This window comes from Micromonospora sp. DT47, from assembly GCF_049844475.1.
Classification (GTDB): domain Bacteria; phylum Actinomycetota; class Actinomycetes; order Mycobacteriales; family Micromonosporaceae; genus Micromonospora.
In genome coordinates, this window is sequence record NZ_JBNCLC010000004.1 from 208,427 (window position 1) to 234,650 (window position 26,224).

The following is a 26,224-nucleotide window of genomic DNA, read 5'->3' on the forward strand; positions in this document are numbered from 1 at the left end:
ACCTGGTTTCTGTTCCCTGTCGCCGTCCTCCACAATCTCCCTGTTGTCCGCTTCGCTCAAACGGGTGTCAGCGCAGCGCGCCGGCAAGCTGGCGCAGCTCGTTCTCCCGGGCGTCGCCGACCACGATCACCGTGCGGTTCGGTTCGAGCAGCACCAGGGCCTGCTCGTTGCCCCGGCCGGTGTACCGCTGCCAGTTGCCCCCCGGCAGGTCGGCCGGGCCCTGCGGCTGCCCCTGGTCGGTCAGCTCGACGGGCAACAGCTGCTCCGGCGGTACGTTGCTCTGCACCAGCTGGGCGCCGCGCCCCTCCGGGGTGAGGTAGCCGATCCGCAGGTTGGCGCCGCCCTCCACGGTGCGGTAGCTGGCGCTGACCGTACGCCAGCCGGAGCCCAGCCCGGCCGGCTCGCTGACCGGGAAGGCGTTCGCCGAGCGGGCCTGCTCGTAGGCGGGAGTCGGGTCGACCGTGGTCGGCTGCTCGCCGCCGAGGAAGCCCCGGTAGAAGGCGATCAGCAGGGCGATCGGGACGAGCAGCACCAGCAGCGACAGCGCCATGTCCTTCGGCGACCGCTCGGCGCGGGACTTCTCCTTCCCGCCCGGCGTCGCGGGCCGGGCCGGACGGGCCGGCGGCACGTCGGTGGGCTCGCCCTGCGCCGAGTCGCCGCCCGCCGGCTGGGCGCCCGTCGGCTCGACCAGCGCCGGCTCACCGGTCGCCGGACCGGCCGGCGACTCGACCAGCGCCGTCTCCGGCTCCGCCGGGGTGCCGGCGGGCGTCGGGCCGGTCCCGGGCGTCGCCGCCCCGGACCCGGCCACCGCGCCGGTCGGGCCGGTCGGGGTCACTGGCGGCTGACCGTCCGGCGGGGTCCGGTCGGCGGGCACGCGGTCGGCAGGCTGTGCGGGTTCCACCGGTCCATTCTCGCAGCCGTCCGGGTGACCGATCCGGCCCACCACCGCCCCGCCCCGACAGCGGACCTGTCATCGTGTGAGGATCAGCGACAAAGCCGGCAGCGGCGACGGCCGCAACCTGCCGGTCCACCCCGCAACGTCGCGAGGAGGAAGCCGTCATGACCAACACCAGGACGCGGATCCCCCAGGATCTCGACCGCAACCTTGCCCTCGACCTGGTCCGGGTCACCGAAGCCGCGGCCATGGCCGCCGGCCGGTGGGTCGGCCGGGGCGACAAGGAGGGCGGTGACGGGGCAGCCGTCGACGCGATGCGCAAACTGATCAACTCGATCCCGATGCGCGGGATCGTGGTGATCGGCGAGGGCGAGAAGGACAACGCGCCGATGCTCTTCAACGGCGAAGAGGTGGGCGACGGCAGCGGTCCCGAGGTGGACGTCGCGGTGGACCCGGTCGACGGCACCACCCTGATGAGCAAGGGTATGCCGAACGCGCTGGCGGTGCTCGCCGTCTCCGAGCGGGGCGCGATGTTCGACCCCAGCGCGGTCTTCTACATGGAGAAGCTCGCGGTCGGCCCGATGTACGCCGACGTGGTGGACATCAACGCCGGCGCGGCCGAGAACATCCGGCGGATCGCCAAGGTCAAGGGCACCGACGTCTCCGAGGTCACGGTCTGCGTGCTGGACCGCGCCCGGCACGACGACCTGGTCGCGCAGATCCGGCGTACCGGGGCAGGCATCCGGTTCATCTCCGACGGAGACATCGCCGGTTCGATCGCCGCGGCCCGCGGCGAGTCCGACGTCGACGTGCTGATGGGCATCGGTGGCACGCCAGAGGGGATCATCTCCGCCTGCGCGCTCAAGTGCATGGGCGGGGCGATGCAGGCCAAGCTCTGGCCGCGCGACCCCGAGGAGCGGGAGAAGGCGCTCGCCGCCGGGCACGACCTGGACCGGGTGCTGCTGACCGACGACCTGGTCACCGGGGACAACTGCTTCTTCGTGGCCACCGGCGTCACCTCCGGCGACCTGCTGCGCGGGGTGCGCTACAAGGCCGGCGGGGCGTACACCCAGTCGATCGTGATGCGCTCGAAGAGCGGCACGATCCGGGTGATCGACTCGTACCACCGGCTGGAGAAGCTGGCCCTCTACTCGGCGGTCGACTTCGACGGCCGGCCGCTGGCCGAGCAGGAGTGAGCGCGACCGGGACGGCGGCCCCGGCCACCGTCCCGGCGTCCCGGCGGGTCGCCGGCATCGGGCTGGCGACCGCCTCGGGGGTCGCTGTGGCCGTGCAGTCCCGGATCAACGGCGAGTTGGGGGTACGCCTGGCCGACGGGATCGCCGCCGCGGTCGTCTCGTTCGGGCTGGGTCTGCTGGTGCTGCTGGTGCTGGTCCCCGCCATCCCGGGTGGGCGGCGGGGAATGGCCGAGCTGCGCACGGCGCTGCGGGACGGCTCGTTGCGCCCCTGGCAGTGCCTGGGTGGGGTGTGCGGGGCGTTCCTCGTCGCCACCCAGGGGCTCACCATCGGCACGCTCGGCGTGGCCGTCTTCACCGTGGCGGTGGTCGCCGGCCAGTCGGCGAGCGGCCTGTCGGTGGACCGGGCCGGGATCGGCCCGATGGGCCGGCAGCCGGTCACCGCGGCCCGGCTGGCCGGCGCGGCGCTGACCGTGCTGGCCGTCGTGCTGGCGGTCGGCGACCGGCTCGGCGATCCGGGCGCCCTGGCGCTGGCCCTGCTGCCGCTGCTGGCCGGGATCGGCATCGCCTGGCAGCAGGCGGTCAACGGGCGGGTCCGGGCCGCCTCGGGCAGCGCGCTCGCCGCCACCCTGGTGAACTTCACCGTCGGCACGGTCGCCCTGCTCGTCACCTTCGCCGTCGAGGTGGCCGTGCGCGGCCGCCCGGCCGGCAGCTTCCCGGGCGAGCCGTGGCTCTATCTGGGCGGCCCGATCGGCATCGTGTTCATCGCGATCGCGGCGGCCATCGTCCACTTCACCGGGGTGCTGCTGCTCGGCCTGGCCACCATCGCCGGGCAGATCGTCGGCGCCGTACTGCTGGATCTGGCCCTGCCGACCGAGGCCTCGCACCCCGGGCCGGCGACCCTGGCCGGCGCGGGGTTGACCCTGGTCGCCGTGCTGGTGGCCGCGCTCGGGCCGGCGCCCCGCCGCTGACGCCGACCGGCGTCGCGGTCAGCCGCGCAGCGCGGCGACGATCTCCTTCAACGACCGGTCCAGCGGGGTCGGCGCGATGCCGAGGGTGGCGGTGGCCGCGTCCGAGTCCATCAGGAACGGCCGGTCGAACTGGTAGGCGGTCTCCCGCAGCTCGCGCGCGAACGGGTTGACCAGGCCGCCGAGCCAGAGCACCGGGTAGGGCATCCGGGTCAGCTTCGGTGCGGGCGCGCCGGCCAGGGCCGCCGCCCGGGTGGCCAGCTCCCGCATGGAGACGGCGGGCGCGCTGGGCACGTGCCAGGCCCGGCCCCAGGCCCGGGGGTCGGTGGCGGCGGCGACGAGGGTACGGGCGACGTCCTCGATGTACGTCCAGCTGTGCGGGGCGTCCCAGTTCACCGGGAGGAGGGCCCGCTGCCCGGCGAGGACCCTCGGCAGCACCAGCATCGGCAGGGACGTGCCGCCGGCGCCGAGGTAGTCGGAGCCGCGGACCTCGGTGATCCGGGCCCGACCGGCCCGGTGGGCGGCCAGCGCGTCGGCCCACATCCGGTTGCGGACCCGCCCCTTGACGCCGGTGGCGGCGAGCGGGGTCTCCTCGGTCATCGGGCCGTCGACCGGGCCGTACCCGTAGAGGTTGCCGACGGTGGCGAGCACCGCGCCGGTGCGTTCGGCGGCGGCGAGCAGCGCGCCGGCCAGCGGCGGCCAGTCGGTCGGCCAGCGGTGGTAGGCCGGGTTGGCGCAGTTGTGGAGGGCGACCGCGCCCTCGGTCAGCGCGGTGAGCCGGTCGGCGTCGGCCGCGTCGGCGGCGACCCGCTCGACGGCCGGGTGGGTGGGGCCGGTGCCGCGCCGGGTGACCACCCGGACCCGGTCGCCCCGCTCGGCGAGGAGCCGGGCGGTGGCCGTGCCGACCGGACCGGAACCGACGATGACGTGCAGCGACATGGGAGCGCCTTTCGAAGCGGGGATCCAAATCGAGAGCACCGCTCTCGTTGTGTTGGTTCCCAGCATGGCCCGTCCGCATCGGTCCGTCAAGAGCGGTGCTCTCGTTTTTGATTGCCGATCCAATTCGTGGCAGAGTGAACTCATGCCCGCTCCCTCGATCCGCGCCCGGGTCCGCGCCGAGATGATCGACGAGATCAAGGCGGTGGCCCGCCGCCACCTGGCCACCGACGGCGCCGACCTCTCGTTGCGCGCGGTCTCCCGGGACATGGGCATGGTCTCGTCCGCGATCTACCGCTACTTTCCGAGCCGGGACGAGCTGCTCACCGCGCTGATCCTGGAGGCGTACGACGCGCTCGGCGACGCGGTGGAGGCGGCCGACGCCGCCGCCGACCGGGCCGACCTGCGCGGGCGCTGGCACGCGGTGTGCCGCGCGGCCCGGGGCTGGGCGCTCGCCCACCCCGCCGAGTACGCCCTGCTCTACGGCAGCCCCGTCCCCGGGTACGCCGCCCCCGACGACACCGTCCTGCCGGCCCAGCGCCCCCCGCTGACCCTGGTCGGCATCCTGCGTGACGGCCTGGCCGACGGCCGGCTCACCGCGCCCGAGGGCGACGAGCTGCCCGAGCCGGTCCGCGCCGACCTGGCCGAGATCGTCGCCGGATTCTTCCCCGGCCTGCCCGAGGCGCTGCTGGCCCGGGGCATGGCCGGCTGGACGCAACTGTTCGGGCTGATCAGCTTCGAGCTCTTCGGCCGGCTCAACCGGACCGTCTCGCACCGGGACGCCTACTTCGACCACCAGACCGCCCTCATGGCCGACCTCATCGGCCTCCCCCGCTGACCCCCACCCCCTCCCCCGCTGACCCCCTCCCCCTCCCTCGCGATCTTGCACTTGCCGCCCCGACAAATCGGGTAGACGGTGCAGATCACGGGCCGAAACTGCAAGATCGACGGCGTGGTGGTGGCGGTCAGGCGGCGTCGGAGGAGTGGCCGGGGAAGAGGTGGGCGGTCGGGTCGATGACCACCGCGGCGTTGTTCACCGCGGTGGCGGCCTCGCCGAAGCCGGTGGCGATCAGCCGCACCTTGCCCGGATATTCGGTGATGTCCCCGGCGGCAAAGACCCGGGGCAGGTTGGTCGCCATCGCGCTGTCCACCACGATGTGCCGGCGGTCCAGCCGCAGCCCCCACTCGGCCAGCGGGCCGAGGTCGGCGGTGAAGCCGAGCGCCGCGACCACCGTGTCGACCGGCAGCGTCTCGGCGGCACCGCCGCGTTCGGTGATCTCGGCGCCGGTCACCGCGTCCTCGCCGTACAGCCGGGTCACCTCGGCGTTGACGATCACCCGCACCGGCAGGGCCTGCACCCGGGACACCGTGGCCGCGTGCGCGCGGAACCGCTCGCGCCGGTGCACCAGGGTCACCGAGCGGGCCAGCGGCTGCAGGGTCAGCGCCCAGTCGAAGGCCGAGTCGCCCCCGCCGACGATCAGCACGTCCCGCTCGGCCAGCGCGGCCGGCTCCGGTACGAAGTAGACGATCCCGCTGCCGACGAAGCTGTCCGCGACCGGCAGCGGGCGCGGGGTGAAGCTGCCCAGCCCGCCGGTGACCAGCACCGCGCCGCAGCTCAGCTGCTCACCGCCGGCGAGGCCGAGCACCGGCCGCCCGTCGGTGTACGAGAGCTTCTCGGCCCGGGTGCCGAGCAGGTAGTGCGGGGAGAACGGGGCGGCCTGGGCGACCAGGTTGGCCACCAGGTCCCGCCCCTTGACGGCGGGGAAGCCGGCGACGTCGAGGATCAGCTTCTCCGGGTACATCGCGGTGATCTGCCCGCCGGGCTCGGGCAGTGCGTCGACCACCGCCACGGAGAGCCCGCGGAACCCGGCGTAGTACGCCGCGAAGAGGCCCGCCGGGCCGGCCCCGATCACGGCGACATCGACCTCGCGCATGGGCGTACCGTCGCTTTCCGCTGGCGGATCAACGCGTGCTGATGCCGACGGTAGGCCCGCCACCCGGCTCGGGCAAGCATGTCCCCACTCCCGCCGCCTGCCGGCGGGTCGCCGGGGTCAGGGCAGGCTGAGAGTCGACTCCGAGTGGTACGGCCCGTGCGGGTCGGGCCGGCGGCGCCGGAACAGGATCGCCGCGACCACCCCGCCGAGCAGCCCGAACAGGTGCCCCTGCCAGGAGATCCGCTCGTCGGTGGGGAGGATGCCGAGCAGCTGCCAGCCGTAGAGCAGGCCGACCAGCAGCACCACCGCGAGGTTCCACCAGCTCCGTTCGACCACGCCCCGGGTGAGCAGGATGCCGAGGTAGCCGAAGATGACCCCGCTGGCCCCGACCACCACCGAGTTGGGTGAGCCGGTGAACCAGATGCCGAGCCCGCTGACCAGCATGATGATCAGGGTGGACCAGAGGAACCGGCGGGTGCCGGCGGCGAGCACGAAGGTGCCGAGCAGGATCAGCGGGATGCTGTTGCTGTAGAGGTGGTCGAAGCCGTGGTGCAGGAACGGCGAGAAGAAGACCCCGTCGAGCCCCTGGATCCGGTGCGGGATGACCCCCGCGGAGACGTCGAGACCGAAGTCGAGCCCCTGGTCGAGCGCCTCGATCAGGAAGAGGAACGGCACCACCGCGCACATGGCGACGAAGGCGCGGCCGAGCGCGGCGTAGAACGCCTCGGTACCGAAGCGGTTCGGGTCGCCGCCGCCGGTCGGGTGCAGGGTCACCTGAACAGAGCTATCAGCATTCGTCCGGTACCGCCACCCGGGCGGCCCAGTGACGCGGGGTACGACGACGGCGGGGCGGGTGGTCGCCCACCCGCCCCGCCGTCGCGGTGTCGATCAGTACCAACCGACGCTCTGGCTGTGCGCCCAGGCGCCGCACGGGTCGCCGTACCGGCCCTCGATGTAGCCGAGGCCCCACTTGATCTGGGTGGCCGGGTTGGTCCGCCAGTCGTCCGCGACCGAGCCCATCTTGCTGCCCGGCAGCGCCTGCGGGATGCCGTACGCCCCGGAGGAGGGGTTGCTGGCCTTGTGGTTCCAGCCGCTCTCCTTGGTCCAGAGCTTGTCCAGGCACGGCATCTGGTCGATCTTGAACCCGGCGCCGAGCAGCAGCGCGCAGCCGATCTCGCGGTTGCCGCTGAACTCGTTGCAGGAGGCGGGGATCGGGCCGGCGAACGGCTTGGTCTCCGCCTCCTTGGCGACCGCAGCCTCCTTCGCCGCCGCCTCGCGTGCCTTCTTCCGGGACGCCGCCGCGGCCTCGGCCTCGCGGGCCCGCTCGGCGGCCTCCCTGGCCGCCTCGGCGGCGCGCAGCTTCGCCTGGTACTCGGCGGCCCGCTGCTTCGCGGACTGCACCCGGTGCTCGGCCTGCAGTTCGCGCTGGTAGTCGTACTCGGCCTGGTCGACCTCGAGGCCGACCTGGGCGGTCAGGCCCTGTTGCTGGGTTTCCCGGTCTTCGCCCAGGTAGAAACCGCCGGCAACGCCCACGGAGAGCAGCGCGACAGCGGCCGTGCGGGCGCCGAACCGGCTCCACAGCCGACTCACGAAGTGGTCCCTTCGTCGGGGGCAAGGAAGCGGCGCGGGCCGGCCTCTGCGGGCGCGGTCGTGCCGCGAGCGCCCCGACCTGAGCCGGTCGCGACCGACGCACCGGCGGTGCGAGAAGGCTCGCCCGGGGGTGGGGCGAGCGATCCCCATTGATCTTGCCGGGGCGTGGGCGCTCGTTGGACACCATCGCGCACAGTGAGGCTGATGGGAAACCAAGAGCCCCATTTGTGACCTGCGCCACAAAATGAATGTGGACGAAGGGGGGCGATTCACCCCCGGGGCCGGTCAGTGCGGGATGTCCTCCAACAGATCCGTCACCATCGCCGCGATCGGCGACCGCTCGGAACGGGTCAGCGTCACGTGCGCGAAGAGCGGGTGACCCTTCAACGTCTCGATCACCGCCGTGACGCCGTCGTGCCGGCCGACCCGGAGGTTGTCGCGCTGGGCGACGTCGTGGGTGAGGACCACCCGCGAGCCCTGACCGATCCGGGACAGCACGGTGAGCAGCACCCCCCGCTCCAGCGACTGCGCCTCGTCGACGATGACGAAGGCGTCGTGCAGGCTCCGGCCCCGGATGTGGGTCAGCGGGAGGACCTCCAGGATGCCCCGGGAGGTGACCTCCTCCAGCACGTTCTCGTGCACCACCGCGCCGAGGGTGTCGAAGACCGCCTGCGCCCAGGGCGACATCTTCTCCGACTCCGAGCCGGGCAGGTAGCCGAGCTCCTGGCCGCCGACGGCGTACAGCGGGCGGAAGACGATCACCTTCTTGTGACGGCGGCGCTCCATCACCGCCTCCAGCCCGGCGCAGAGCGCCAGGGCCGACTTGCCGGTGCCGGCCCGCCCGCCGAGCGAGACGATGCCGACCGACTCGTCCAGCAGCAGGTCCAACGCGACCCGCTGCTCGGCCGAGCGCCCGTGCAGGCCGAACGCCTCCCGGTCGCCGCGGACCAGCCGTACGGTCTTGTCGGGCAGCACCCGGCCCAGCGCCGAGCCGCGCGCGGAGTGCAGCACCAGGCCGGTGTGGCAGGGCAGTCCGGCCGCCTGACCCAGGTCGAGCGCCTCGCCGGCGTAGAGCCGGCCGATCTCGTCCTCCCCGAGCTCCAACTCGGACATGCCCGTCCAGGTGGGGTCGCTGGCCTGGCCGTGCCGGTACTCGTCAGCGCGCAGGCCGACCGAGGCGGCCTTGACCCGCAAGGGCATGTCCTTGCTGACCAGCGTCACCTCCCGCCCCTCGGCGGCGAGGTTCAGCGCCACGGAGAGGATCCGGGCGTCGTTCGACCCCGAGCGGAAGCCGGGCGGCAGCACGCCGTCGTCCGAGTGGTTGAGCTCGACCCGCAGCGTGCCGCCCTGGTCGTTGGCGGGCACCGGGTGGTCCAGCCGACCGTGCTTGACCCGCAGGTCGTCCAGCATCCGCAGGGACTGCCGGGCGAACCAGCCCAGCTCCGGGTGGTGGCGCTTGCCCTCCAGTTCCGAGATGACCACGAGCGGCAGCACCACCTCGTGCTCGGCGAAGCGGTGGAAGGCCGCCGGATCGGAGAGCAGCACCGAGGTGTCCAGGACGAAGGCCTGGCCGGCTGGTCGGGGCTCCTCGGTGCCGGGCGGAGCGGCGGCCGTCGTACGGCGGCTCCGGGTGGCTCGGCGGGTCGTGGCGGTCGCGGCCGGCGTCTGGTCGGCACCGGCGGTCGTACGGCGAGTGGTCACAGGCCTGCTCCGACGGATGGGCACCCGCCACCCGCGTTCCGCCTCCTCCGGTGCCCGGGGACACGGGGTCGGATGCGGAACCCCGTGCGCGAGGTCGCAGATCCGGGCGGACCGGCTGGCCCGGGAGAACCCCGCGCCATGCCTAGACGCTAGCTGCGGCGCGCCCCCTCGGCTAGAGGTCGCACGTGGATCTCCCCCGACCGGTACGTGAACCCGGGCGCGGCGGACCGGCCGGGATGCATGCCCCCTGCGCGCATCCCGGCCGGTGGGACCACCGTCACCGGTCTGAGGTGGCCCCGACGGTGCGTATCCGCCGCGGACGACGCACCGGGTCAGGTGGCCGTACGGTCCGGCCTCAGCCCTGCCGCCGGACCAGGGTCCCGGCAGGCTGCCGGGCGGTGGCCGGCGCGACCGCAGCGGTGAACGAGGAGCCGGTGTAGGTGGTGCCCTGGCGGACGGCCGTGCTGGTCACCACGCCGGCGCCCGGCGCACCGCCGGCCGCCGCACCGCCGGCCGCCGCGCCGCCGGTCGGGACGACCCGGGTGGTGGTCACCGACGGGGCGCTGACCGGCACGGACAGGGCCGAGGTGATCGCCGCCTGGGCGTCCCGGCGCCGCCGGTGCCACGCCCCCCGGTCGCCGTCGAAGTACCCCTGCCGGTAGCCGAAGCGGTACCCGATCCGGTAGCTGAGCTGGCCGTGCAGCCGGCCGGCCGCGTAGCTGGTCGCGCCGAGGACGAGGACGAGGAAGACCGCGAGGAAGGGACTCATCCGGCGGCTCCCGCGCGCCGCGCCGGCGCGGTCACCGGTCCTCCGGCTCGGTCGAGGTCGGGTCGACGACCAGCAGGCGTTCCAGGTCGTCGGTACTGACCTCCTCGACCAGCTCGACACTGATCCGGCAGCCGTCCAGGACCACCTCGGCCATTGAGGAACGCCGGATCTCCCCGCCCGCGTCGTAGACCCGGACGCTCAGCTCGGGGCAGCCGAGATGGGTACGCCAGGCGTTCCACTCGGCCCGGTCCCCGACGCTCAGGGACAGGTAGCGGCAACCCCGGGCGAGGTAGAGGCGCCAGGGCGCGCTCAGTCCCGCGGCGACCCCCTCCGCGACCAGGCCGAAGGCCTGGGCACGGGTCGCGAGCTCGGTCACCACACCCCCCTCGCGCAGACAGCGGCGTGACGCATGTGAACACTGATCGTCTCATGCACGTGACACACCGTAGATTGTCCCGTGAACGTGACAGTATCAGCTTTTCGTCCGGTTACCCCCGCACCTAAGTCCTTCTATTCTGCCCAGGTGACACCCCTCGGAAAGGCCGCTGGATCGTTTACCCGCCACCCCGGACGACCGTCCCACCTACGTGACAAACGCATGCCCGGGCAGTCCGGGGCGACTCCCGCGCCGTACCGTCACGAGGTGACCGAGACCGCCCCCGCACGGAAGATCGCCTTCGCCACGTTCGTCCGCCGCGCCCTCGAGGACGCAAGGGCCATGCGGGCCTGGACCGGCACCGAGGTCTCCCGCCGCACCGGCGTCTCCCGACAGACCATCAACCGCTGGGTTCGCGGCGACTGGGCCAGCGACCCCGAGGCGGAGCGGGTGGTCGCCTTCTGCGAAGGGCTGGGCCTCAACCCGGCGGCCGCCTTCGCCGCGCTGGGCTGGGACCGGGCCGCCGCGCCCCGGAGCACCACGTCCCCGCCGCCGATGGATCCGGACGTCGAGGCGCTGCTGCGTCGGCTGGTCGACCCGGCGGTGTCGGACGCGGAGAAGTTCCACATTCGGGAAACCATCCGCTACCTCGCATATCGCCCGACCCTGCCGGTCGATGTCCGAAAACGAGAGGAACAGGCCGGGTAGTTCCTCAAATGGCGAAAGAACGGCTGGTCAGACCCGATCGTTTCGCTCCGGGGCCGGAACGGGCGCGCTAGCGTCCGTATTCGTACTGCTTGGGCTCGTCGTCGGCGGGGGGACGGGCAAGGCCGAACCCAGCCCTGCGGGACAGAAGGAGGGGTCTCTCGGTGACCCTGAAATGGTGGGCAGTCGTGGTCGCGGCGGTGTCGACGACATCGTGCGTGACCGCCAACGTGGTGATCGGCGCGGTCGAGGGCGAGCAGATTCCCCTGGTCGTCAACCTATTCGCGCTCACCACCGCCGGCACCGCGGTCGTCCTGGCCGTGGTCGCCGAGCTGCACGAACGGCTCAACGACCGGGTCAGCGCGCTCACCGAGTTCCTGGTGGCCCGGCTCAACGAGATCGAGACGCACACCGGCGACCGGAACACCGGCTTCGTGGAGGGCTACCTGCTCAGCCACGGCCAGGACGCGGCCGTGGTGCCGTTCGGACGACGGGGTCGGGGGGCCGCCGAGCGCTGACCGAACCCTCCCCGGAGACCCCGTCCCGGTGGTGTCAATGCGTCGTCTCGCGGTCACGAATGAGCCGCCGCCGCCGGGGTACGCTGTCGCGCGTGCCGTCGTTGAATCTGGGCAACCAGCAGCCGAAGACCCCGTTGGACGCCGAACACGCCTGGCGTGCCACCGCCGTGCGGGCGGCCGACACCGTGCTCTTCTTCGACTTCGACGGCACCCTCGCGCCGGTCGACGACGACCCCACCGCGGTGCAGCCCGCGCCGAAGGTGCTGGCCGCGCTGGAGGCGCTCGCCCCGGTGGTGCAGCGGGTGGCCATCGTCTCCGCGCGCCCGGTGGACTTCCTCCGGGACCACCTCGGCGGTCTCGCCGGCATCGACCTCTACGGCCTGTACGGCCTGGAGCACAGCCACTCCGGCGGCGAGACGGTCACCGAGCCGGCCGCCCTGCCCTGGGTGCCGACCATGGCCGAGCTTGCCGACCTCGCCCGGGCCGAGCTGCCGGCCGGCGCGCTGGTGGAGTTCAAGCGGCTGAGCGTCGCGCTGCACTGGCGTACCGCGCCGCACCTGGGGGCGGAGGTCGAGCGGTGGGGCCGGGCCCAGGCCGAGCGGCTGGGGCTGAAGGTGCAGGCCGGCCGGATGGTGCTGGAGCTGAAGCCCCCGGTCGGCCGGGACAAGGGCCTGGTCATCGGCGAGGTGGTCCGGGACGCCGGTGGCGCGTGGTATTTCGGCGACGACGTCTCCGACATCAAGGCCTTCGCGGCGCTGCGCGCCCGGTCCGCCGCCGACCCCGACTTCCTCGGCGTCTGCGTGGCGGTGGCCAACCCGGAGACCGGTCACGAGGTCGCCGACGCCGCCGACCTCACCCTCGAGTCCCCGGCCGCCCTCGGCGACTTCCTCACCGCCGCCCTCCCCCACCTCACCTGACCGGCTCGCGCCCCCTCGGGGCGCCGATCAGGGAGTTGTGGTGGCGTCCGCGACGGGCAACCACTGCTCCGTGATCGCCGCGATGCCAGGGCGGGTCAGACGCCGTAGCGGCGTTGGCGGGTGGCGTAGGAGCGCAGGGCGCGGAGGAAGTCGACGCGGCGGAAGTCGGGCCAGTTGAGTTCGCAGAAGTAGTACTCCGAGTGGGCCGACTGCCAGAGCATGAAGCCCGACAGGCGCTGCTCCCCGCTGGTCCGGATGATCAGATCCGGGTCCGGCAGGCCACGGGTGTAGAGGTGCTCCGAGATGTGGTCGACGTCCAGCGATCCGGCCAGCTCCTCGATGGTGCCGCCGTTGGCGGCGTGCTCCAGCAGCAGCGAGCGCACCGCGTCGGCGATCTCGCGCCGGCCGCCGTAGCCGACGGCGATGTTGACCTGGGCGCCGCCGGTGCGCTCCCGGGTGCGCTCCTCGGCGGCCTTGAGCGCCTGCGCGTGGGGTGCCGGCAGCACGTCGAGCGCGCCGACCATCCGCAGCCGCCAGGGGTTGCCCTCCTCGGCCAGCTCGGTGGTCAGGTCCTCGATGATCTGCAGCAGCGGGTCGAGCTCCTCGGCCGGCCGGGACAGGTTGTCGGTGGAGAGCAGCCAGAGCGTGACGTGGCCGACACCGGCGGCGTCGCACCAGCGCAGCAGCTCCTTGATCCGCTCGGCGCCCTTCCGGTGCCCGTCGTTGGGGTCGACGAGGCCCATCTCCCGCGCCCACCTGCGGTTGCCGTCGCACATCACGCCGACGTGCTGGGGCACCGGCCGGCCCGCGAGCTTGGCCGTCAGCCGGCGCTCGTAGACGGAGTAGAGGAGTTTCCGCAGAGTCATCACCTTGCAGGGTAGCGACCCTCCGGAGGGATCACCGCCTCGGTGGCCGATCCCACGCCGAGAGACCGATGCCGACCACCCGCCGGTGCCGCCAACTTCATGATCACCGCGGGTGTCGGGGGGCGGGGGTCAGGTGGGGGTGGGTGGGGCTTCGGCGCGGGCGGCGCGGCGGAGGCCGTACAGAGCCAGCGCGGCAGCGGCGAGCAGGGGGCCGCCGTCGCGGACCAGGCCGTCCACGCCCAGCAGCCACCAGCAGAGCGGCAGGTCGACGGCGAGCACGCCCAGGGTGATCGCGACCAGCATCCGGCGGGCCCAGTGCCGGCCGCGCATCAGGAAGGCGGTGCAGAAGAGCACCGCGTAGCTGGCCGCGATGCCGACCAGGAACCAGAGCAGCACCGCCGGCACGGCGGCCAGCCGGCCGTCCAGCACGGCGCCCCCGGCGACCAGGGCGGGCACCAGCATCAGCGGGCTGTAGGTGAAGGCGGCGACCCGGCTGGTGAGCAGCCAGCCGGTTACCGGGGGCCGCTTCGGGGCGGTCTCCCGCCAGGAGATCGTGCCGCCCTCGACGACCAGGGTCTTCCGGTGCCGGACCAGGTGCCCGGCGACCGCGTCGGAGCGGTACAGCAGCACGACCACGCTCACGCAGAGGCCGGTGAGCAGGGCGAAGCCGAGCAGGCCGGGCAGCGGGGGCACCCCCTGCCGGGGCACCACCAGCCGGCCGACCGCGAAGACGGTGGTGACGGCGAGGATCAGCCCGAACGGTTTCGCCACGGTACGGCCGCGGTTGACGTGCCCGATCAGCACCAGGAAGCCGAGCGAGCGGAGCATCGCCCAGCCGGTCCGGACGGCCAGGCCGAACTCCTGCTCCGGGGCGTACCAGTAATTGAGCAGCTCGATCACGACGGTGGCCGCCGCGGTCACTGCGAGCAGGGTGGTCAGCGCCCGGACGGCGGACGGCCGCCGGACCTCGGTCTCGGCGGCCGTCCTCATGGCATCCGTTGTTGCCCGGTACGGGCGCGGATCACACCTGTCGCTGGGGCTGCTCCGCGTCGAGCCGGGCACGCAGCGCGTCCAGCTCGGCCCAGAGGACGCCCGGCAGCTTGTCGCCGAACTTCTCGAACCACTCGGTGACCAGCGGGAGCTCCTTGCGCCACTCCTCCGGGTCCACCTTGAGGGCGATCCGGACGTCTTCCGGGGTCATGTCCAGGCCCTCGACGTCCAGCGCGTCCTGCGCCGGGACCATGCCGATCGGGGTCTCGACCGCGTCGGCCCGGCCCTCGATCCGCTCGACGACCCACTTGAGCACGCGGGAGTTCTCGCCGAAGCCGGGCCAGAGGAAGGAGCCCTCCGGGTCCTTGCGGAACCAGTTCACGTAGTAGATCTTGGGCAGCTTGGCCGCGTCACCGTCGGCGCCCTTGCCCATCTCGATCCAGTGCCGGAAGTAGTCGCCGGCGTGGTACCCGATGAACGGCAGCATCGCCATCGGGTCGCGGCGGACCACGCCGACCGCGCCGGAGGCGGCGGCGGTGGTCTCCGAGGAGAGCGTCGCGCCCATGTAGACGCCGTGCACCCAGTCGCGGGCCTCGGTCACCAGCGGGACGGTGTCCCGGCGGCGGCCGCCGAAGAGGATGGCGTCGATCGGCACGCCGTTCGGGTCGTAGTAGTCCTCGGCCAGGATCGGGCACTGGGTGATCGGAGTGCAGAACCGGCTGTTCGCGTGGGAGGAGAGGCTGTCGCTCTCCGGCGTCCAGTCGTTGCCCTTCCAGTCGATCAGGTGCGCCGGGGGCTCGCCCAGGCCCTCCCACCAGACATCACCGTCGTCGGTGAGGGCGACGTTGGTGAAGACGGAGTTGCCCCGCTCCAGCGTCCGCATCGCGTTGGCGTTGGTCTTCCAGTCGGTGCCCGGCGCGACGCCGAAGAGGCCGTACTCGGGGTTGACCGCGTAGAGGCGGCCGTCCGCGCCGAAACGCATCCAGGCGATGTCGTCGCCGATGGTCTCGACCTTCCAGCCCGGGATGGTCGGCTCCACCATGGCGAGGTTGGTCTTGCCGCAGGCCGACGGGAAGGCGCCGGCGATGTGGTAGACCTTGCCCTCCGGCGAGGTGATCTTGAGGATCAGCATGTGCTCGGCGAGCCAGCCCTCGTCGCGCCCCATCACGCTGGCGATCCGCAGCGAGTAGCACTTCTTGCCGAGCAGCGAGTTGCCGCCGTAGCCGGAGCCGAAGGACCAGATCTCCCGGGTCTCCGGGAAGTGCGAGATGTACTTCGTCTCGTTGCACGGCCAGGCGACGTCCTGCTGGCCCGGGGCGAGCGGCGCGCCGATCGAGTGCAGCGCGTGCACGAAGTCGATGTCGTCACCCATCGCCTCGAGGACCTTGGCGCCCATCCGGGTCATGATGCGCATCGAGGCGACCACGTACGGGCTGTCGGTGATCTCGACGCCGAACATCGGGCTCTCGGCCTCGACCGGGCCCATGCAGAACGGGATGACGTACATGGTGCGCCCGCGCATCGCACCGCGGTACAGCTCGGTCATCGTCCGCTTCATCTCGGCCGGCGCCATCCAGTTGTTGGTGGGGCCGGCGTCCGCCTCGTCGACGGAGCAGATGAAGGTGCGCTCCTCGACCCGGGCGACGTCCGTCGGGTCGGTCCGCGCGTAGAACGAGTTGGGCTTCTTCTCGGGGTTCAGCTGGATCAGGGTGCCGGCTTCGACCAGCTCGTCGGTGAGGCGCCCCCACTCCTCATCGGACCCGTCCACCCAGACCACGCGGTCGGGGGTGGTCAGTTCCGCGACTTCTCTGACCCAGGCGAGCAGCTTGGGGTGGGTCGTCGGGGCCTGATCGATACCCCGCACAGCAGCCGGAGCAACCATGACACATCTCCTTGTGGTCGACGCTGACCGATCTATGGGTGCACGAGTTGTGGCGGGCGCGAGCCGCGTCGCCTTCGTGGAAACCTGGGATTGCGCTCAGCGTAAACCGGGCGGACCCGCCAGTCAGTGGGACTGGTTGTGAAGAACTGCACAAGGTACGGCCCGGCTGCGGCATCACGAGCTGATACCCGCTTTTGCGCGCAGTTTCACGCAAATCCTGCGGGGAACTGTCGTCGACCGCGAGAACGGACGACGAGGAACAGCGGAACCGGACGTCCGGTGTCGCGGGCGGCGATTCCGTCGACCGATCCGCCGACGGTCCACAAGGAGTTACGCTCTGCTCACCACCGGCGGCATCCCGACGCCCGGGTCGACCACGGTCGCGTCGGCCGGTCCACGACCACCCGGGCGGCTCGTCGTTGCTCCCCGTCCGGCGTGCCCGCAACCGGTACGCTCGCCGAGTGGCCGCGACGATGACCGGGGACCAACCAAGCTCCCCGCAGACCCGCCGGGGTCTGGTCCGTTCGCTGCTCGACCGCTTCGGTCACCTCGTCCGCGAGATGAGCAAGTTCGCCACCGTGGGCGGCATCGCCTTCCTCATCGACTTCGCACTCTTCAACTACCTGGCGAGCGTCCGGCACGTGCACCCGGTCCTCGCGAAGACGATCTCCACCGTCATCGCGGCGTCCGTCGCCTTCCTCGGCAACCGGTTCTGGACCTGGCGGCACCGGCAGCGCTCCCACCCGGCCCGGGAGTACGGGCTGTTCTTCTTCTTCAACACCATCGGCCTGGGCATCACCGTGGCCTGCCTGGTGATCAGCCGGTACGGCCTGGGCAGCATCTGGCCGGGCGTGTTCCAGACCGTGCTGGCCGACAACATCGCCAGCTACATCGTCGGCACCGCCCTGGGGACGCTGTTCCGATTCTGGTCGTACCGACGCTTCGTCTTCGCGGAACCGGGAACTCCCCGAGTTCCGGAGGCGGCCCGCGACCGATCGCCCGGGGCGTGACCTGCCGCCCATCCTGTCCAGCCGGACTGAGCCTGCCCGTCCTCTGCCCTAAGGTGTTCCGCATGCGTCTTGTCCGTCTGCTGCCCGAGCGCTGGCAGAAGTTCATCCACGAGGTGCTCAAATTCGGCACCGTCGGGGGCATCAACACCGTCATCAATTACGCGCTGTTCAATGCCCTGGCACTCACGGTTTTTGTCGACGGCCAACTGAAGGCGACGGTCATCGCCACCATCGTGGCGACGATCACGTCGTACCTGATGAATCGGCACTGGACGTACCGGGATCGACCCAAGTCGGCGCTTCAGCGCGAATACGCCCTGTTTTTCCTGTTCAACGCGGCCGGGCTGCTGATCGAACTCGGCGTCCTCGCCGCCGCCAAGTACGGCCTGGGCGTGAACAGCCTGATCGCGATGAACGTGGCGAAGACCGGCGGTGTGCTGCTGGGCACCCTGTTCCGGTTCTGGTCGTACCGGACCTTCGTCTTCCAGCCGGTCCCGCAGCACGCCGAGAAGACCTGGCACACCATCCCGCGGGACGAGTGGGACACCATGGCCGAGCTGGACCCGGTGGCCGAACTGGCCGAGTCGGTCAGCGAGCTGGAGGAGGCCCAGGGGCAGCCGGGCCGGGCCGCGCCGGCGACCGAGCCGGTCTTCCGGCAGCCGCAGGGCCGTGCCGCGCCGCTCGACGCCGGGCTGGGACAGTCGGTCGGCGGCGGTCTCGACGCCGAGCTGGCCGCGGAGCTGCACGCCGCCACCCGGCGCTCGCCCCGCGGCTGACCCCGCACCATCGAGCCCCGGCCCGCGAAGGGGCCGGGGCTCCGTCGACGCCGGGTCAGCTGGTGGTGTCGCGCAGCGGCTTGCCGTCGCGCATGTCGGCCAGGATCTCGCGCATCTCGCCGTCGCCCAGGGAGTGCTTGTCGTGGTGGGCCTCGACCAGCTCGTAGAGCTTCGTCTGGACCATGCCCACGGACGGCACGTCGCGCAGCACGGACTGGCCCCGCTCACCAGCCGACTCGATGGTCAGCGTGCCGCAGCCCAGCATCCGCTCGACGAACCGCTGGCTCATCGCGTGGTCGTTGATCCGGGTCAGTGGGATGTCCCGCCGATCCCGGGAGAGCACGCCCTGCTGGAGCAGCACCCGCTCGTTGGTGAACAGGTAGTGCGTGGTGCGCCAGACCAGGAACGGCCACAGCGCCAGCCAGAACGCCAGCACCAGGGCGAGGCCGGCGATCACGTACAGCGCGATGGTGCCGCCGTCGCCCTCCGGCAGGAGGGTCCAGCCCGCCACCACTGCGGCGACGCCGAGGAGCACCACCAGGATCGGCCGCAACAGCGCCTTCCAGTGCGGGTGCAGGTGCAGGACGACGTGCTCGTCCTCGGTGAGCACGTCTTCGGGGAACGCCACGGGAACCTCCAGAGCCAGAACCGGACGCGCTGACCGTAACCGGTCCGCGCGACCGGGCGGATCAGCCGCGCGGCTCCCATCGCGCCCGGCGCGTACGGGCGCCGGCCCGTCCCGGTCAGCGCAGGTGCAGCACGTCCCCGGCGGCCAGCCGGCGCTCACCGGCACCGGTGTCGACCACCAGCTGGCCGTCGGCGTCCACCCCGGTGGCCAGGCCGGTCAGCGCCGCACCGTCGGGCAGCAGCACGCGTACCTGCCGGCCGACGGTGGCGCAGGAGGCCAGGTACGCCTCGTGCAGGCCGCAGCCGACCGCGTCCCCGCCGGCGGCCCGCCAGCGGTCGTACCAGTCGGCGAGCGCACGGAGCAGGGCCCGCAGCAGCGGGTCCCGGTCGGTGGCCACGGCGCCGGCCAGTTGCAGCGAGGTGGCCGGCAGGCCGGTCGGGTTCTCCGGCAGCTCGTCGGCGCGCAGGGTCACGTTCAGGCCGACGCCGAGCACGACCGCGGGCGGCTGCGCCGGGGACGCGCCCGGCACCGCCTCGGCCAGGATCCCGGCGCACTTGGCGTCGCCGACCAGCAGGTCGTTCGGCCACTTCAGGCCGGCGTCCAGCTCGGCCAGCCGGGTGACCGCCTCCACCAGCGCGACGCCGGCCAGCAGCGGCAGCCAGCCGTACCCGGTGGGCGGGGCCGGCGGCCAGCCGCGGTCGGCGACGGCCTCGCCGGGCCGGAGCAGGACGCTGGTCGCGATGCCGGCCCGCGGCGGCGACTGCCAGACCCGGCCGCGCCGCCCGCGCCCGGCGGTCTGCCGCTCGGCGACCACCACCAGCCCCTCCGGCTCACCGGCGCGGGCCGCGGCGACCGCGTCCGCGTTGGTCGAGCCGGTCTCGACCCGCAGGTCCAGCCGGCGCCACGGGCCGTGCGGCGCGGTCAGCGCGCGGGCCAGCCGCGCCGCCGACAGCGGCGGGCGGTCCAGATCGGTGTACGGCGAGCCCGGCATCCCGCCAGCCTACGGGCCGGTCGACGGAGGGTATTGAGGCGTACTGCACAGCGGCACGGTTCTGAACCATCGTTATATTCCCTGGGTGACTACCGAGACCGGGATCAACATCCACAGCACCGCGGGCAAGCTGGCGGACCTGGAGCGACGGGTCGACGAGGCGGTGCACGCCGGCTCGGCGCGCGCGGTCGAGAAGCAGCACGCGAGGGGCAAGAAGACCGCCCGGGAGCGGATCGAGCTGCTGCTCGACGAGGGCTCCTTCGTCGAGCTGGACGAGCTGGCCCGGCACCGGTCCATCAACTTCGGGCTGGAGAAGACCCGCCCGTACGGCGATGGCGTGGTGACCGGCTACGGCACCGTGGACGGCCGGCAGGTCTGCGTCTTCGCGCAGGACTTCACGGTCTTCGGCGGCTCCCTCGGCGAGGTCTTCGGCGAGAAGATCGTCAAGGTGATGGACCTGGCCATGAAGATCGGCTGCCCGGTCGTCGGCATCAACGACTCCGGCGGCGCCCGGATCCAGGAGGGCGTCGCCTCGCTCGGCCTCTACGGCGAGATCTTCTTCCGCAACGTACGGGCCAGCGGAGTCATCCCGCAGATCTCCCTGATCATGGGCCCGTGCGCGGGCGGCGCGGTCTACTCCCCGGCGGTCACCGACTTCACCGTGATGGTCGACAAGACCTCGCACATGTTCATCACCGGCCCGGACGTCATCAAGACGGTCACCGGTGAGGACGTGGCGATGGAGGAGCTGGGCGGCGCCCGGACCCACAACTCGCGCAGCGGAAACGCGCACTACCTCGCCACCGACGAGGAGGACGCGATCGAGTACGTCAAGGCGCTGCTGTCGTACCTGCCGTCGAACAACCTGGACGAGCCGGTGGTCTACCCGACCGATGTGGATCTCGACATCTCGGACGAGGACCGGGAGCTGGACACGCTGATCCCGGACTCGGCCAACCAGCCGTACGACATCCACCGGGTGATCGAGCACGTCCTCGACGACGGCGAGTTCCTCGAGGTCCAGCCGCTCTATGCGCAGAACCTGGTGGTCGGCTACGGCCGGGTGGAGGGGCGCCCGGTGGGCGTGGTCGCCAACCAGCCGATGCACTTCGCCGGCACGCTGGACATCGCCGCCTCGGAGAAGGCGGCCCGGTTCGTGCGCACCTGCGACGCGTTCAACGTCCCGGTGCTGACCTTCGTGGACGTGCCCGGCTTCCTCCCCGGCACCGGGCAGGAGTGGGAGGGCATCATCCGTCGCGGCGCCAAGCTCATCTACGCGTACGCCGAGGCCACCGTCCCGAAGGTCACCGTGATCACCCGGAAGGCGTACGGCGGCGCGTACGACGTGATGGGTTCCAAGCACCTCGGCGCGGACCTGAACTTCGCCTGGCCGACCGCGCAGATCGCGGTGATGGGCGCGCAGGGCGCGGTCAACATCCTCTACCGCTCGGATCTGGCGAACGCCGAGGACCCGGCCGCGGTCCGGGCCGAGAAGATCGCCGAGTACGAGGACACCCTGGCCAACCCGTACATCGCCGCCGAGCGCGGGTACGTCGACAGCGTGATCCCGCCGCACGAGACCCGGACCCAGATCGTCCGGGCGCTGCGGGTGCTGCGCACCAAGCGGGAGACCCTGCCGCCGAAGAAGCACGGCAACATCCCGCTGTAGCCCGCGGCTCTCGCCCGCTGATCGGCGCGACATCCGGAACGTCGCGCCGATCCGGGTTCAGCAGGGCGGGTCGGCGGCGGCGCACATCCGGTGGGCGGCCGATCGTGCCAGCTCCCGCATCCGCGCCTCCGTCCGGTTGCCGCTGCTCAGCACGGTGACCAGGTCGCCGACCCGGACCACCGCGAGCAGCGTGACGGTGTGGTCGCCCATCTGCCGACCGGTGCCCCTCTCCCGGACGAACCTCTCGTGCCGCACCAGCAGCGACTCGTCGCCGGCGAACCCGCTGCTCAGCACCGCCCATCGGTGGTACGCCCGGGCCGGGTGGCTCGGCGTGGAGTCCTCGGGCGAGTCGTACTCCGATCGGGCGCAGGCCGACGCGACCTTCCGCATGTCGGCCAGCACCTGCTGGGCGCCACGGCCCGAATAGCGCTCCACCTCGACCTCCACCGCCTCCAGGCCGTTGTAGTCCGCCACCCGCTCCACGGTGTGGATTCGCAGGTACCGGTACCGCTGGTGGGCGGTGACCCGCAGACCTGCGTACGCCGGGCAGGTTCCGGTCAGGTCGAACGTCCACGGCTGCCGCTCGCGCGGCTCGAAGCTGTCCTCGCCGTGCAGCCGCATCCCCGGGCCGACGTCCTCGGGTTGCAGCAGCGCCTCCGGTCCGATCCACGCCGGGTCGCCCGGCACCACGAACGTGGGCAGCGGCGACGGTGTCGCGGCTGGCGTCGTCACCGCCGGGGTTGGCGTCGCGGAATCCGCGGGCGCGGGCGCGGGCCGGTCGACCGGGCGTCCGGCGAGGGCGGCCCACCCGCCGGCGAACACCAGCGCCAGCACCGTCGGGGTCACCACCGCCGTGCGGATCGTGCGGCGGCGCGCCCTCGCGCGGATCTCCGCCGGGGCCGGCCAGCGGACGTCCCGCAGGTCGCAGCCCACCCGTTCGGCGAATGTCAGGTCGTCGTCACGCATCGGCGGCCTCCTTGAAATCCGACACCGCGAGCAGCCCGGCGAGCGCGGCCCGTCCCCGGGAGAGTCGGGCCTTGACGGTGCCTACCGGCGCGTTGGTCTCCCGGGCCACCTCGGCGACCGGCATGCCGAGCAGGTAGTGCAGCGCGATGACGGTGCGCTGCGCCTCTGGCAGCCTGCGCAGCGCGGCCACCACGTCGACCGTCTCGGTGCTCGGGGCGGGGACGCTCTCCTCGGCCCCGTGCCGGAGGTAGGCCCGGGCCCGGCTGCGCAGGCTGCGCCAGCGGCTGACCGCGATCCGGCTCGCCACCACCCGCAGCCACGCCTCCGGGTCGTCGTAGTCGCGCACGGTCGACCAGCGCTGCCAGGCCCGGATGTACGCCTCCTGGACGGCGTCCTGGGCCTCGGCGAGGTTCCCGGTGAGCACATAGACGAAGCCGAGCAGCCGTTGTCGGCTGCCCCGGTAGAACTCGTCGAACCCGTCGACGTCCGGCACTGCCACCTCCCCGTGTGGTCGCAGGGGACACGCCTGGCGTCGTGCCTGCGGTTGCCCGCTCAGCCGATCATTTTTTCCAGCTCCGGCAGCGGGAGGCCGCCGGCCGGGATCCGCTCGCGCACCGCCCGGCGCACCCCGCGCTGGACCGCCGCGTTCACCGGCGTCGGTACGCCGTGCAGCCGGCCGAGCAGCACAATTTCGCCGTTGAGGTGGTCGGCCTCGGCCGAGCCGGCGCCCCGGGCCAGGCTCTGCCAGGTCGAGCTGCCGCCGCGCGGCTGGCCGTCGACCGGTCGGATGCCCACCCGGTCGCCGCGGTCGGCCGTCTCCTCCTCGCGCGTGGTGTGCGCGATCCCGGCCGCGGCGAGCGCGGCTTCGCCCTCGGCCCGGACCCGCCGGCGCAGGTCGTCCGGGACGTCCGGGCCGAGCAGGGCGCCCAGGCCGTTGCCGAGGTTGGCCAGGAGCTTGCCGTACTTCCAGCGCATCACGTCGTCGCGGACCGGGGCGACGAAGCCGGCGCCGGCCAGGTCCGCCGCCACCGCGCGGTCCAGCTTGTCCGCGCCGGAGGGGTAGCGGCCCAGGTGCAGCATCCCCGGGTACGGGTGGCCGTTGGCGACCACCACGCCCGGCTCCAGGTGGGTGGCGGGCAGCCAGACGCAGACCGGGTGCACCCGCTCGAAGCGCCGCAGGGCGGTCGGCTCGTTGGCCACCCCGTTCTGCGCGGTGAGCAGCGGCAGCCGCTCGCCGGCCGTACCGCCGCCGTCGACCGGGGCGTCCGCCCAGGTCGTCAGCGCGCCGGCGGTGTCCTGCGACTTGACCGTCAGGATCAGGACGGTGTCGGCCGGCAGCGGTCGCTCCGCCGGCCGGTCGACGGCCGTCCCGCGCCAGGTCCGCACGCCGTCCGGGGAGCGCAGGGTCAACCCCCGCTGCCGGATCGCCTCCAGGTGCGCGCCGCGGGCCACCAGCGTCACATCGTGGCCGGCCTCCCCCAGCCGTACGCCGATGGTCCCGCCGACCGCGCCCGCTCCGATGATCACGTAGTGCACGGCCTCATTCTGCCGGTACGGACACGGCGAGATGGACCATCCAGCTCTGCCCGACCGGCGAGACGTCCAGCTCCAGCCGCAGCGAGGTGAAGCCCGCCGCTCGGACGCTTACAGGGTGAGGCCGGCGTCGGTGAGGATCGGGCCGGCGAGCAGGGCCGCGCCGACGACGAGGGCGAGCAGGTTGACCAGACCGAAGACGACCACCCAGAAGAACGCCGGGAAGGGCGTCAGCCAGGCCAGCTGGTCGGCGTCGGACTCCGGCATCCGGCCCCGGCCGCGCAGCCGCTGCAACTCGAAGACCGGGCGTACGCCGCCGAGGAGCAGGAACCAGACCGAGGTCCAGGCGAACGCGGCCTGCACCTGGGGTGTGGCGTACCAGGAGATGGCGAGCACCACCCCGCCCGTGACCAGCAGCGACAGCACGCCGAAGACGTTGCGGATCATCACCAGCATGGCCAGCAGCATTGCCACAGCCACCCAGAGCAGCAGGGTGATCCGGTTGCCGCCGAGCAGCCAGGCGCCGGCGAGGCCGATCAGCGACGGCGCGACGTACCCGGCGAGCAGGGTGAGGATCATGCCGGGGCCGGTGGGGCGGCCGGCGGAGAGGGTGAGGCCGGAGGTGTCCGAGTGCAGCCGGATGCCGTGCAGCCGACGCCCGGTCAGCAGCGCCACCAGCGCGTGCCCGCCCTCGTGCGCGATGGTCACCGCGTTACGGGCGATCCGCCAGGGCATTCGGGTGGAGACCACCACCAGCGCGACGACGGCGGTGAGCAGGACCAGCAGCGGCGGGGGGTCCGGCTGTGCGCTGAAGAGTCTGTCCCAGAGGTCGCCCAGCCCGTCGATCGACACCATGGGCGGGGAGCCTACCGCCCGGAGCTGGTGTCGTTCCCCGGGTGCGGGCTCGTATGGTGTGAAACTGACCGGGTGGCGATCAGAGCGGGAGGTGGACGCCGGTGAGCGCGGCACCCCTGGAACCCCACGTCGGCCTCTGGACGGAGGCCGACTACTTCGCCATGGGCGAGACGCCGAACCGGATCGAGTTGCTCGACGGGAGCCTGATCGTGAGCCCTGCCCCGAGTCGACGGCACCAGCGGGTGGCGCGTCGACTGGCGAACAGCATCGAGGCGGCGGCAGAGCCTCGAGGACTCTCGGTCTACGACGCGATCGATGTTCGGCTCGGTGTGGACCGGATCGTCATTCCGGATCTGGTCGTGACCGACGCCGATGACGAAGGAACCTTTCTCGACGCTGGCCGAGTGTTTCTCGTCGGTGAGATCGTGTCCCCGGGCAACGCCGCCGCCGACCGGGTACTCAAGATGCAGCTCTACGCGATCGCCCGCATTCCCTGGTATCTCCTGGTCGAGCAGGACGGCGACAGCCACCCACTGCGGCTGTACCGGCTCGACGGCTCCCACTACGTCGAGGACCAGGTGGCGAAGGCCGGCGAGACGCTGACCCTCACCGAGCCGTTCCGCTGGCAGATCGACCCGGCCGCACTCCGCTGACCGTCCCCGATCGGCCAGCCATACCTTCGACCGCCGTCGATGGAAATTTCCTCTACCCCTCTTGCGCTCCAGGGCAACTATCTCCAAAAATTGACGCCAATCGATCTGGCGTCCCTGGAGGCATCCATGACCCGTACCAGATTCTCGCTGCGCCGGCTGCTCGCCGCTAGCCTCACCGTGGCCGCCACCGCGGCGGCGGCCCTCGTCGCCACCGCCGGACCGGCGGCCGCGGCCACCACCCCCGGCATCGACGTCTCGCGCTACCAGGGCACCATCAACTGGACCAGCGTCCGCAACGCCGGCATCCAGTTCGCCTTCATCAAGGCCACCGAGGGTACGAGCTACAAGGATCCGAACTTCAACACGAACTACACCAACTCCTACTACGCCGGGGTGATCCGCGGGGCGTACCACTTCGCCCGGCCGAACATCTCCTCCGGCGCCACCCAGGCCGGCTACCTGGCCAGCAACGGCGGGGCCTGGTCGGCGGACAGCCGTACGCTGCCCGCCGCGCTCGACATCGAGGCGAACCCGTACAGCGGCGGCTACTGCTACGGCCTGTCCACGACCGGCATGCGCAACTGGGTCCAGGACTTCCTGAACACCTACCGCTCCCGCACCGGCCGGTACGCGGTCATCTACACGACGACGAGCTGGTGGAACCAGTGCACCGGCAGCTGGACCGGCCCGTGGGCGAACCACCCGCTCTGGCTGGCCCGCTGGTCGAGCACCCCGGGCACCCTCCCGGCCGGCGCCCCGGTCTGGAGCTTCTGGCAGTACACCAGCACCGGCAGCGTCTCCGGGATCAGCGGCAACGTCGACCGCAACTACTGGAACGGCGACCGGACCCGGCTGATCGCGCTGGCCAACAACACCGCCTGACGAGCGCGGGACACAGGTCGG

Annotated in this window: 28 protein-coding genes; 11 read left to right on the forward strand and 17 right to left on the reverse strand. The window is 72.4% G+C overall.

What is annotated here, in order from left to right; translation table 11 throughout:
• Positions 1-67 precede the first annotated feature (67 nt).
• A complete protein-coding gene (locus tag ACLQ2U_RS08095; RefSeq protein ID WP_425749923.1) occupies positions 68-901 on the reverse strand; it encodes a DUF4245 family protein in 834 nt (277 codons plus the stop codon).
• A gap of 158 nt (positions 902-1,059) precedes the next feature.
• Between ACLQ2U_RS08095 and glpX the strand changes: the two genes are divergently transcribed.
• Positions 1,060-2,091 (forward strand): class II fructose-bisphosphatase, encoded by a 1,032-nt coding sequence (gene glpX / locus ACLQ2U_RS08100; protein ID WP_425749924.1) that lies wholly within the window; start codon positions 1,060-1,062, stop codon positions 2,089-2,091.
• Positions 2,088-3,059, forward strand: a complete 972-nt coding sequence (locus ACLQ2U_RS08105) for a DMT family transporter (RefSeq protein WP_425749925.1) — start codon at positions 2,088-2,090, stop codon at positions 3,057-3,059. The genes glpX and ACLQ2U_RS08105 overlap by 4 nt, the downstream gene beginning before the upstream one ends.
• 18 nt (positions 3,060-3,077) lie before the next feature.
• Here the strand turns inward: ACLQ2U_RS08105 and ACLQ2U_RS08110 are convergent, their stop codons facing one another.
• On the reverse strand, positions 3,078-3,995 hold the full coding sequence (locus tag ACLQ2U_RS08110; protein ID WP_425749926.1) for an NAD-dependent epimerase/dehydratase family protein: 918 nt from the start codon (positions 3,993-3,995) through the stop codon (positions 3,078-3,080).
• A 142-nt stretch (positions 3,996-4,137) separates the two neighbouring features.
• On the opposite strand from ACLQ2U_RS08110, the gene ACLQ2U_RS08115 reads away from it, so the two are divergent.
• A complete protein-coding gene (locus ACLQ2U_RS08115; RefSeq protein ID WP_425749927.1) occupies positions 4,138-4,830 on the forward strand; it encodes a TetR/AcrR family transcriptional regulator in 693 nt (230 codons plus the stop codon).
• Positions 4,831-4,957: 127 nt separating this feature from the next.
• Here ACLQ2U_RS08115 and ACLQ2U_RS08120 read toward each other — a convergent pair whose 3' ends face one another.
• The 6 genes from ACLQ2U_RS08120 to ACLQ2U_RS08145 form a co-directional block, all read right to left on the reverse strand.
• Complete coding sequence (locus ACLQ2U_RS08120; RefSeq protein ID WP_425749928.1) at positions 4,958-5,926, reverse strand: NAD(P)/FAD-dependent oxidoreductase; 969 nt, start codon at positions 5,924-5,926, stop codon at positions 4,958-4,960.
• A 117-nt stretch (positions 5,927-6,043) separates the two neighbouring features.
• A complete protein-coding gene (locus ACLQ2U_RS08125; protein ID WP_425749929.1) occupies positions 6,044-6,700 on the reverse strand; it encodes a rhomboid family intramembrane serine protease in 657 nt (218 codons plus the stop codon).
• 114 nt (positions 6,701-6,814) lie between these two features.
• Positions 6,815-7,516: a lytic transglycosylase domain-containing protein gene (locus ACLQ2U_RS08130; protein WP_425749930.1), complete on the reverse strand. Its 702-nt coding sequence runs from the start codon at positions 7,514-7,516 to the stop codon at positions 6,815-6,817.
• A gap of 285 nt (positions 7,517-7,801) precedes the next feature.
• Positions 7,802-9,217 (reverse strand): PhoH family protein, encoded by a 1,416-nt coding sequence (locus ACLQ2U_RS08135; RefSeq protein ID WP_425749931.1) that lies wholly within the window; start codon positions 9,215-9,217, stop codon positions 7,802-7,804.
• A 355-nt stretch (positions 9,218-9,572) separates the two neighbouring features.
• A complete protein-coding gene (locus ACLQ2U_RS08140; protein WP_425749932.1) occupies positions 9,573-9,986 on the reverse strand; it encodes a hypothetical protein in 414 nt (137 codons plus the stop codon).
• 31 nt (positions 9,987-10,017) lie between these two features.
• On the reverse strand, positions 10,018-10,362 hold the full coding sequence (locus ACLQ2U_RS08145; RefSeq protein WP_425749933.1) for a hypothetical protein: 345 nt from the start codon (positions 10,360-10,362) through the stop codon (positions 10,018-10,020).
• Between the two features lie 267 nt (positions 10,363-10,629).
• Between ACLQ2U_RS08145 and ACLQ2U_RS08150 the strand changes: the two genes are divergently transcribed.
• The 3 genes from ACLQ2U_RS08150 to otsB all read left to right on the forward strand — a co-directional run bounded on the left by ACLQ2U_RS08150 (position 10,630) and on the right by otsB (position 12,502).
• Positions 10,630-11,070, forward strand: a complete 441-nt coding sequence (locus ACLQ2U_RS08150) for an XRE family transcriptional regulator (RefSeq protein WP_425749934.1) — start codon at positions 10,630-10,632, stop codon at positions 11,068-11,070.
• A gap of 161 nt (positions 11,071-11,231) precedes the next feature.
• Entirely contained in the window at positions 11,232-11,585 is a 354-nt protein-coding gene (locus ACLQ2U_RS08155) for a hypothetical protein (RefSeq protein ID WP_425749935.1), read from the forward strand.
• Between the two features lie 92 nt (positions 11,586-11,677).
• Positions 11,678-12,502 carry a trehalose-phosphatase gene (gene otsB / locus ACLQ2U_RS08160; RefSeq protein ID WP_425749936.1) on the forward strand — a complete coding sequence of 275 codons (825 nt, stop codon included), beginning with the start codon at positions 11,678-11,680 and terminating at the stop codon, positions 12,500-12,502.
• 95 nt (positions 12,503-12,597) lie between these two features.
• Here the strand turns inward: otsB and ACLQ2U_RS08165 are convergent, their stop codons facing one another.
• The 3 genes from ACLQ2U_RS08165 to ACLQ2U_RS08175 form a co-directional block, all read right to left on the reverse strand.
• Positions 12,598-13,368 carry an isoprenyl transferase gene (locus tag ACLQ2U_RS08165; RefSeq protein WP_425749937.1) on the reverse strand — a complete coding sequence of 257 codons (771 nt, stop codon included), beginning with the start codon at positions 13,366-13,368 and terminating at the stop codon, positions 12,598-12,600.
• A 129-nt stretch (positions 13,369-13,497) separates the two neighbouring features.
• Positions 13,498-14,358, reverse strand: a complete 861-nt coding sequence (locus tag ACLQ2U_RS08170) for a hypothetical protein (RefSeq protein ID WP_425749938.1) — start codon at positions 14,356-14,358, stop codon at positions 13,498-13,500.
• Positions 14,359-14,389: 31 nt separating this feature from the next.
• Positions 14,390-16,240 (reverse strand): phosphoenolpyruvate carboxykinase (GTP), encoded by a 1,851-nt coding sequence (locus ACLQ2U_RS08175; RefSeq protein WP_425749939.1) that lies wholly within the window; start codon positions 16,238-16,240, stop codon positions 14,390-14,392.
• 419 nt (positions 16,241-16,659) lie between these two features.
• Here ACLQ2U_RS08175 and ACLQ2U_RS08180 point away from each other — a divergent pair, with 419 nt between their 5' ends.
• Entirely contained in the window at positions 16,660-17,250 is a 591-nt protein-coding gene (locus ACLQ2U_RS08180) for a GtrA family protein (RefSeq protein WP_425749940.1), read from the forward strand.
• 62 nt (positions 17,251-17,312) lie between these two features.
• Positions 17,313-18,026: a GtrA family protein gene (locus tag ACLQ2U_RS08185; protein WP_425749941.1), complete on the forward strand. Its 714-nt coding sequence runs from the start codon at positions 17,313-17,315 to the stop codon at positions 18,024-18,026.
• Between the two features lie 55 nt (positions 18,027-18,081).
• Here the strand turns inward: ACLQ2U_RS08185 and ACLQ2U_RS08190 are convergent, their stop codons facing one another.
• Positions 18,082-18,654 carry a PH domain-containing protein gene (locus tag ACLQ2U_RS08190; RefSeq protein ID WP_425749942.1) on the reverse strand — a complete coding sequence of 191 codons (573 nt, stop codon included), beginning with the start codon at positions 18,652-18,654 and terminating at the stop codon, positions 18,082-18,084.
• Positions 18,655-18,769: 115 nt separating this feature from the next.
• The gene (locus tag ACLQ2U_RS08195) at positions 18,770-19,645 is read right to left on the reverse strand and encodes a biotin--[acetyl-CoA-carboxylase] ligase (protein ID WP_425749943.1); all 876 of its coding nucleotides are present in this window, start codon (positions 19,643-19,645) and stop codon (positions 18,770-18,772) included.
• A gap of 85 nt (positions 19,646-19,730) precedes the next feature.
• On the opposite strand from ACLQ2U_RS08195, the gene ACLQ2U_RS08200 reads away from it, so the two are divergent.
• On the forward strand, positions 19,731-21,314 hold the full coding sequence (locus ACLQ2U_RS08200; protein ID WP_425749944.1) for an acyl-CoA carboxylase subunit beta: 1,584 nt from the start codon (positions 19,731-19,733) through the stop codon (positions 21,312-21,314).
• A 57-nt stretch (positions 21,315-21,371) separates the two neighbouring features.
• On the opposite strand, the gene ACLQ2U_RS08205 is transcribed toward ACLQ2U_RS08200, so the two are convergent.
• The 4 genes from ACLQ2U_RS08205 to ACLQ2U_RS08220 form a co-directional block, all read right to left on the reverse strand.
• A complete protein-coding gene (locus ACLQ2U_RS08205) occupies positions 21,372-22,280 on the reverse strand; it encodes a hypothetical protein (protein WP_425749945.1) in 909 nt (302 codons plus the stop codon).
• Positions 22,273-22,773: a SigE family RNA polymerase sigma factor gene (locus ACLQ2U_RS08210; RefSeq protein ID WP_425749946.1), complete on the reverse strand. Its 501-nt coding sequence runs from the start codon at positions 22,771-22,773 to the stop codon at positions 22,273-22,275. Before ACLQ2U_RS08210 ends, ACLQ2U_RS08205 begins: the two co-directional genes overlap by 8 nt.
• A 59-nt stretch (positions 22,774-22,832) precedes the next feature.
• A complete protein-coding gene (locus tag ACLQ2U_RS08215; RefSeq protein ID WP_425749947.1) occupies positions 22,833-23,816 on the reverse strand; it encodes a ketopantoate reductase family protein in 984 nt (327 codons plus the stop codon).
• A gap of 108 nt (positions 23,817-23,924) precedes the next feature.
• Complete coding sequence (locus ACLQ2U_RS08220) at positions 23,925-24,668, reverse strand: M50 family metallopeptidase (RefSeq protein ID WP_425749948.1); 744 nt, start codon at positions 24,666-24,668, stop codon at positions 23,925-23,927.
• 101 nt (positions 24,669-24,769) lie between these two features.
• On the opposite strand from ACLQ2U_RS08220, the gene ACLQ2U_RS08225 reads away from it, so the two are divergent.
• Together ACLQ2U_RS08225 and ACLQ2U_RS08230 are read left to right on the forward strand one after the other, a co-directional pair.
• Entirely contained in the window at positions 24,770-25,321 is a 552-nt protein-coding gene (locus ACLQ2U_RS08225) for a Uma2 family endonuclease (RefSeq protein WP_425749949.1), read from the forward strand.
• Between the two features lie 126 nt (positions 25,322-25,447).
• Entirely contained in the window at positions 25,448-26,203 is a 756-nt protein-coding gene (locus ACLQ2U_RS08230) for a GH25 family lysozyme (RefSeq protein WP_425749950.1), read from the forward strand.
• Positions 26,204-26,224: the final 21 nt, after the last annotated feature.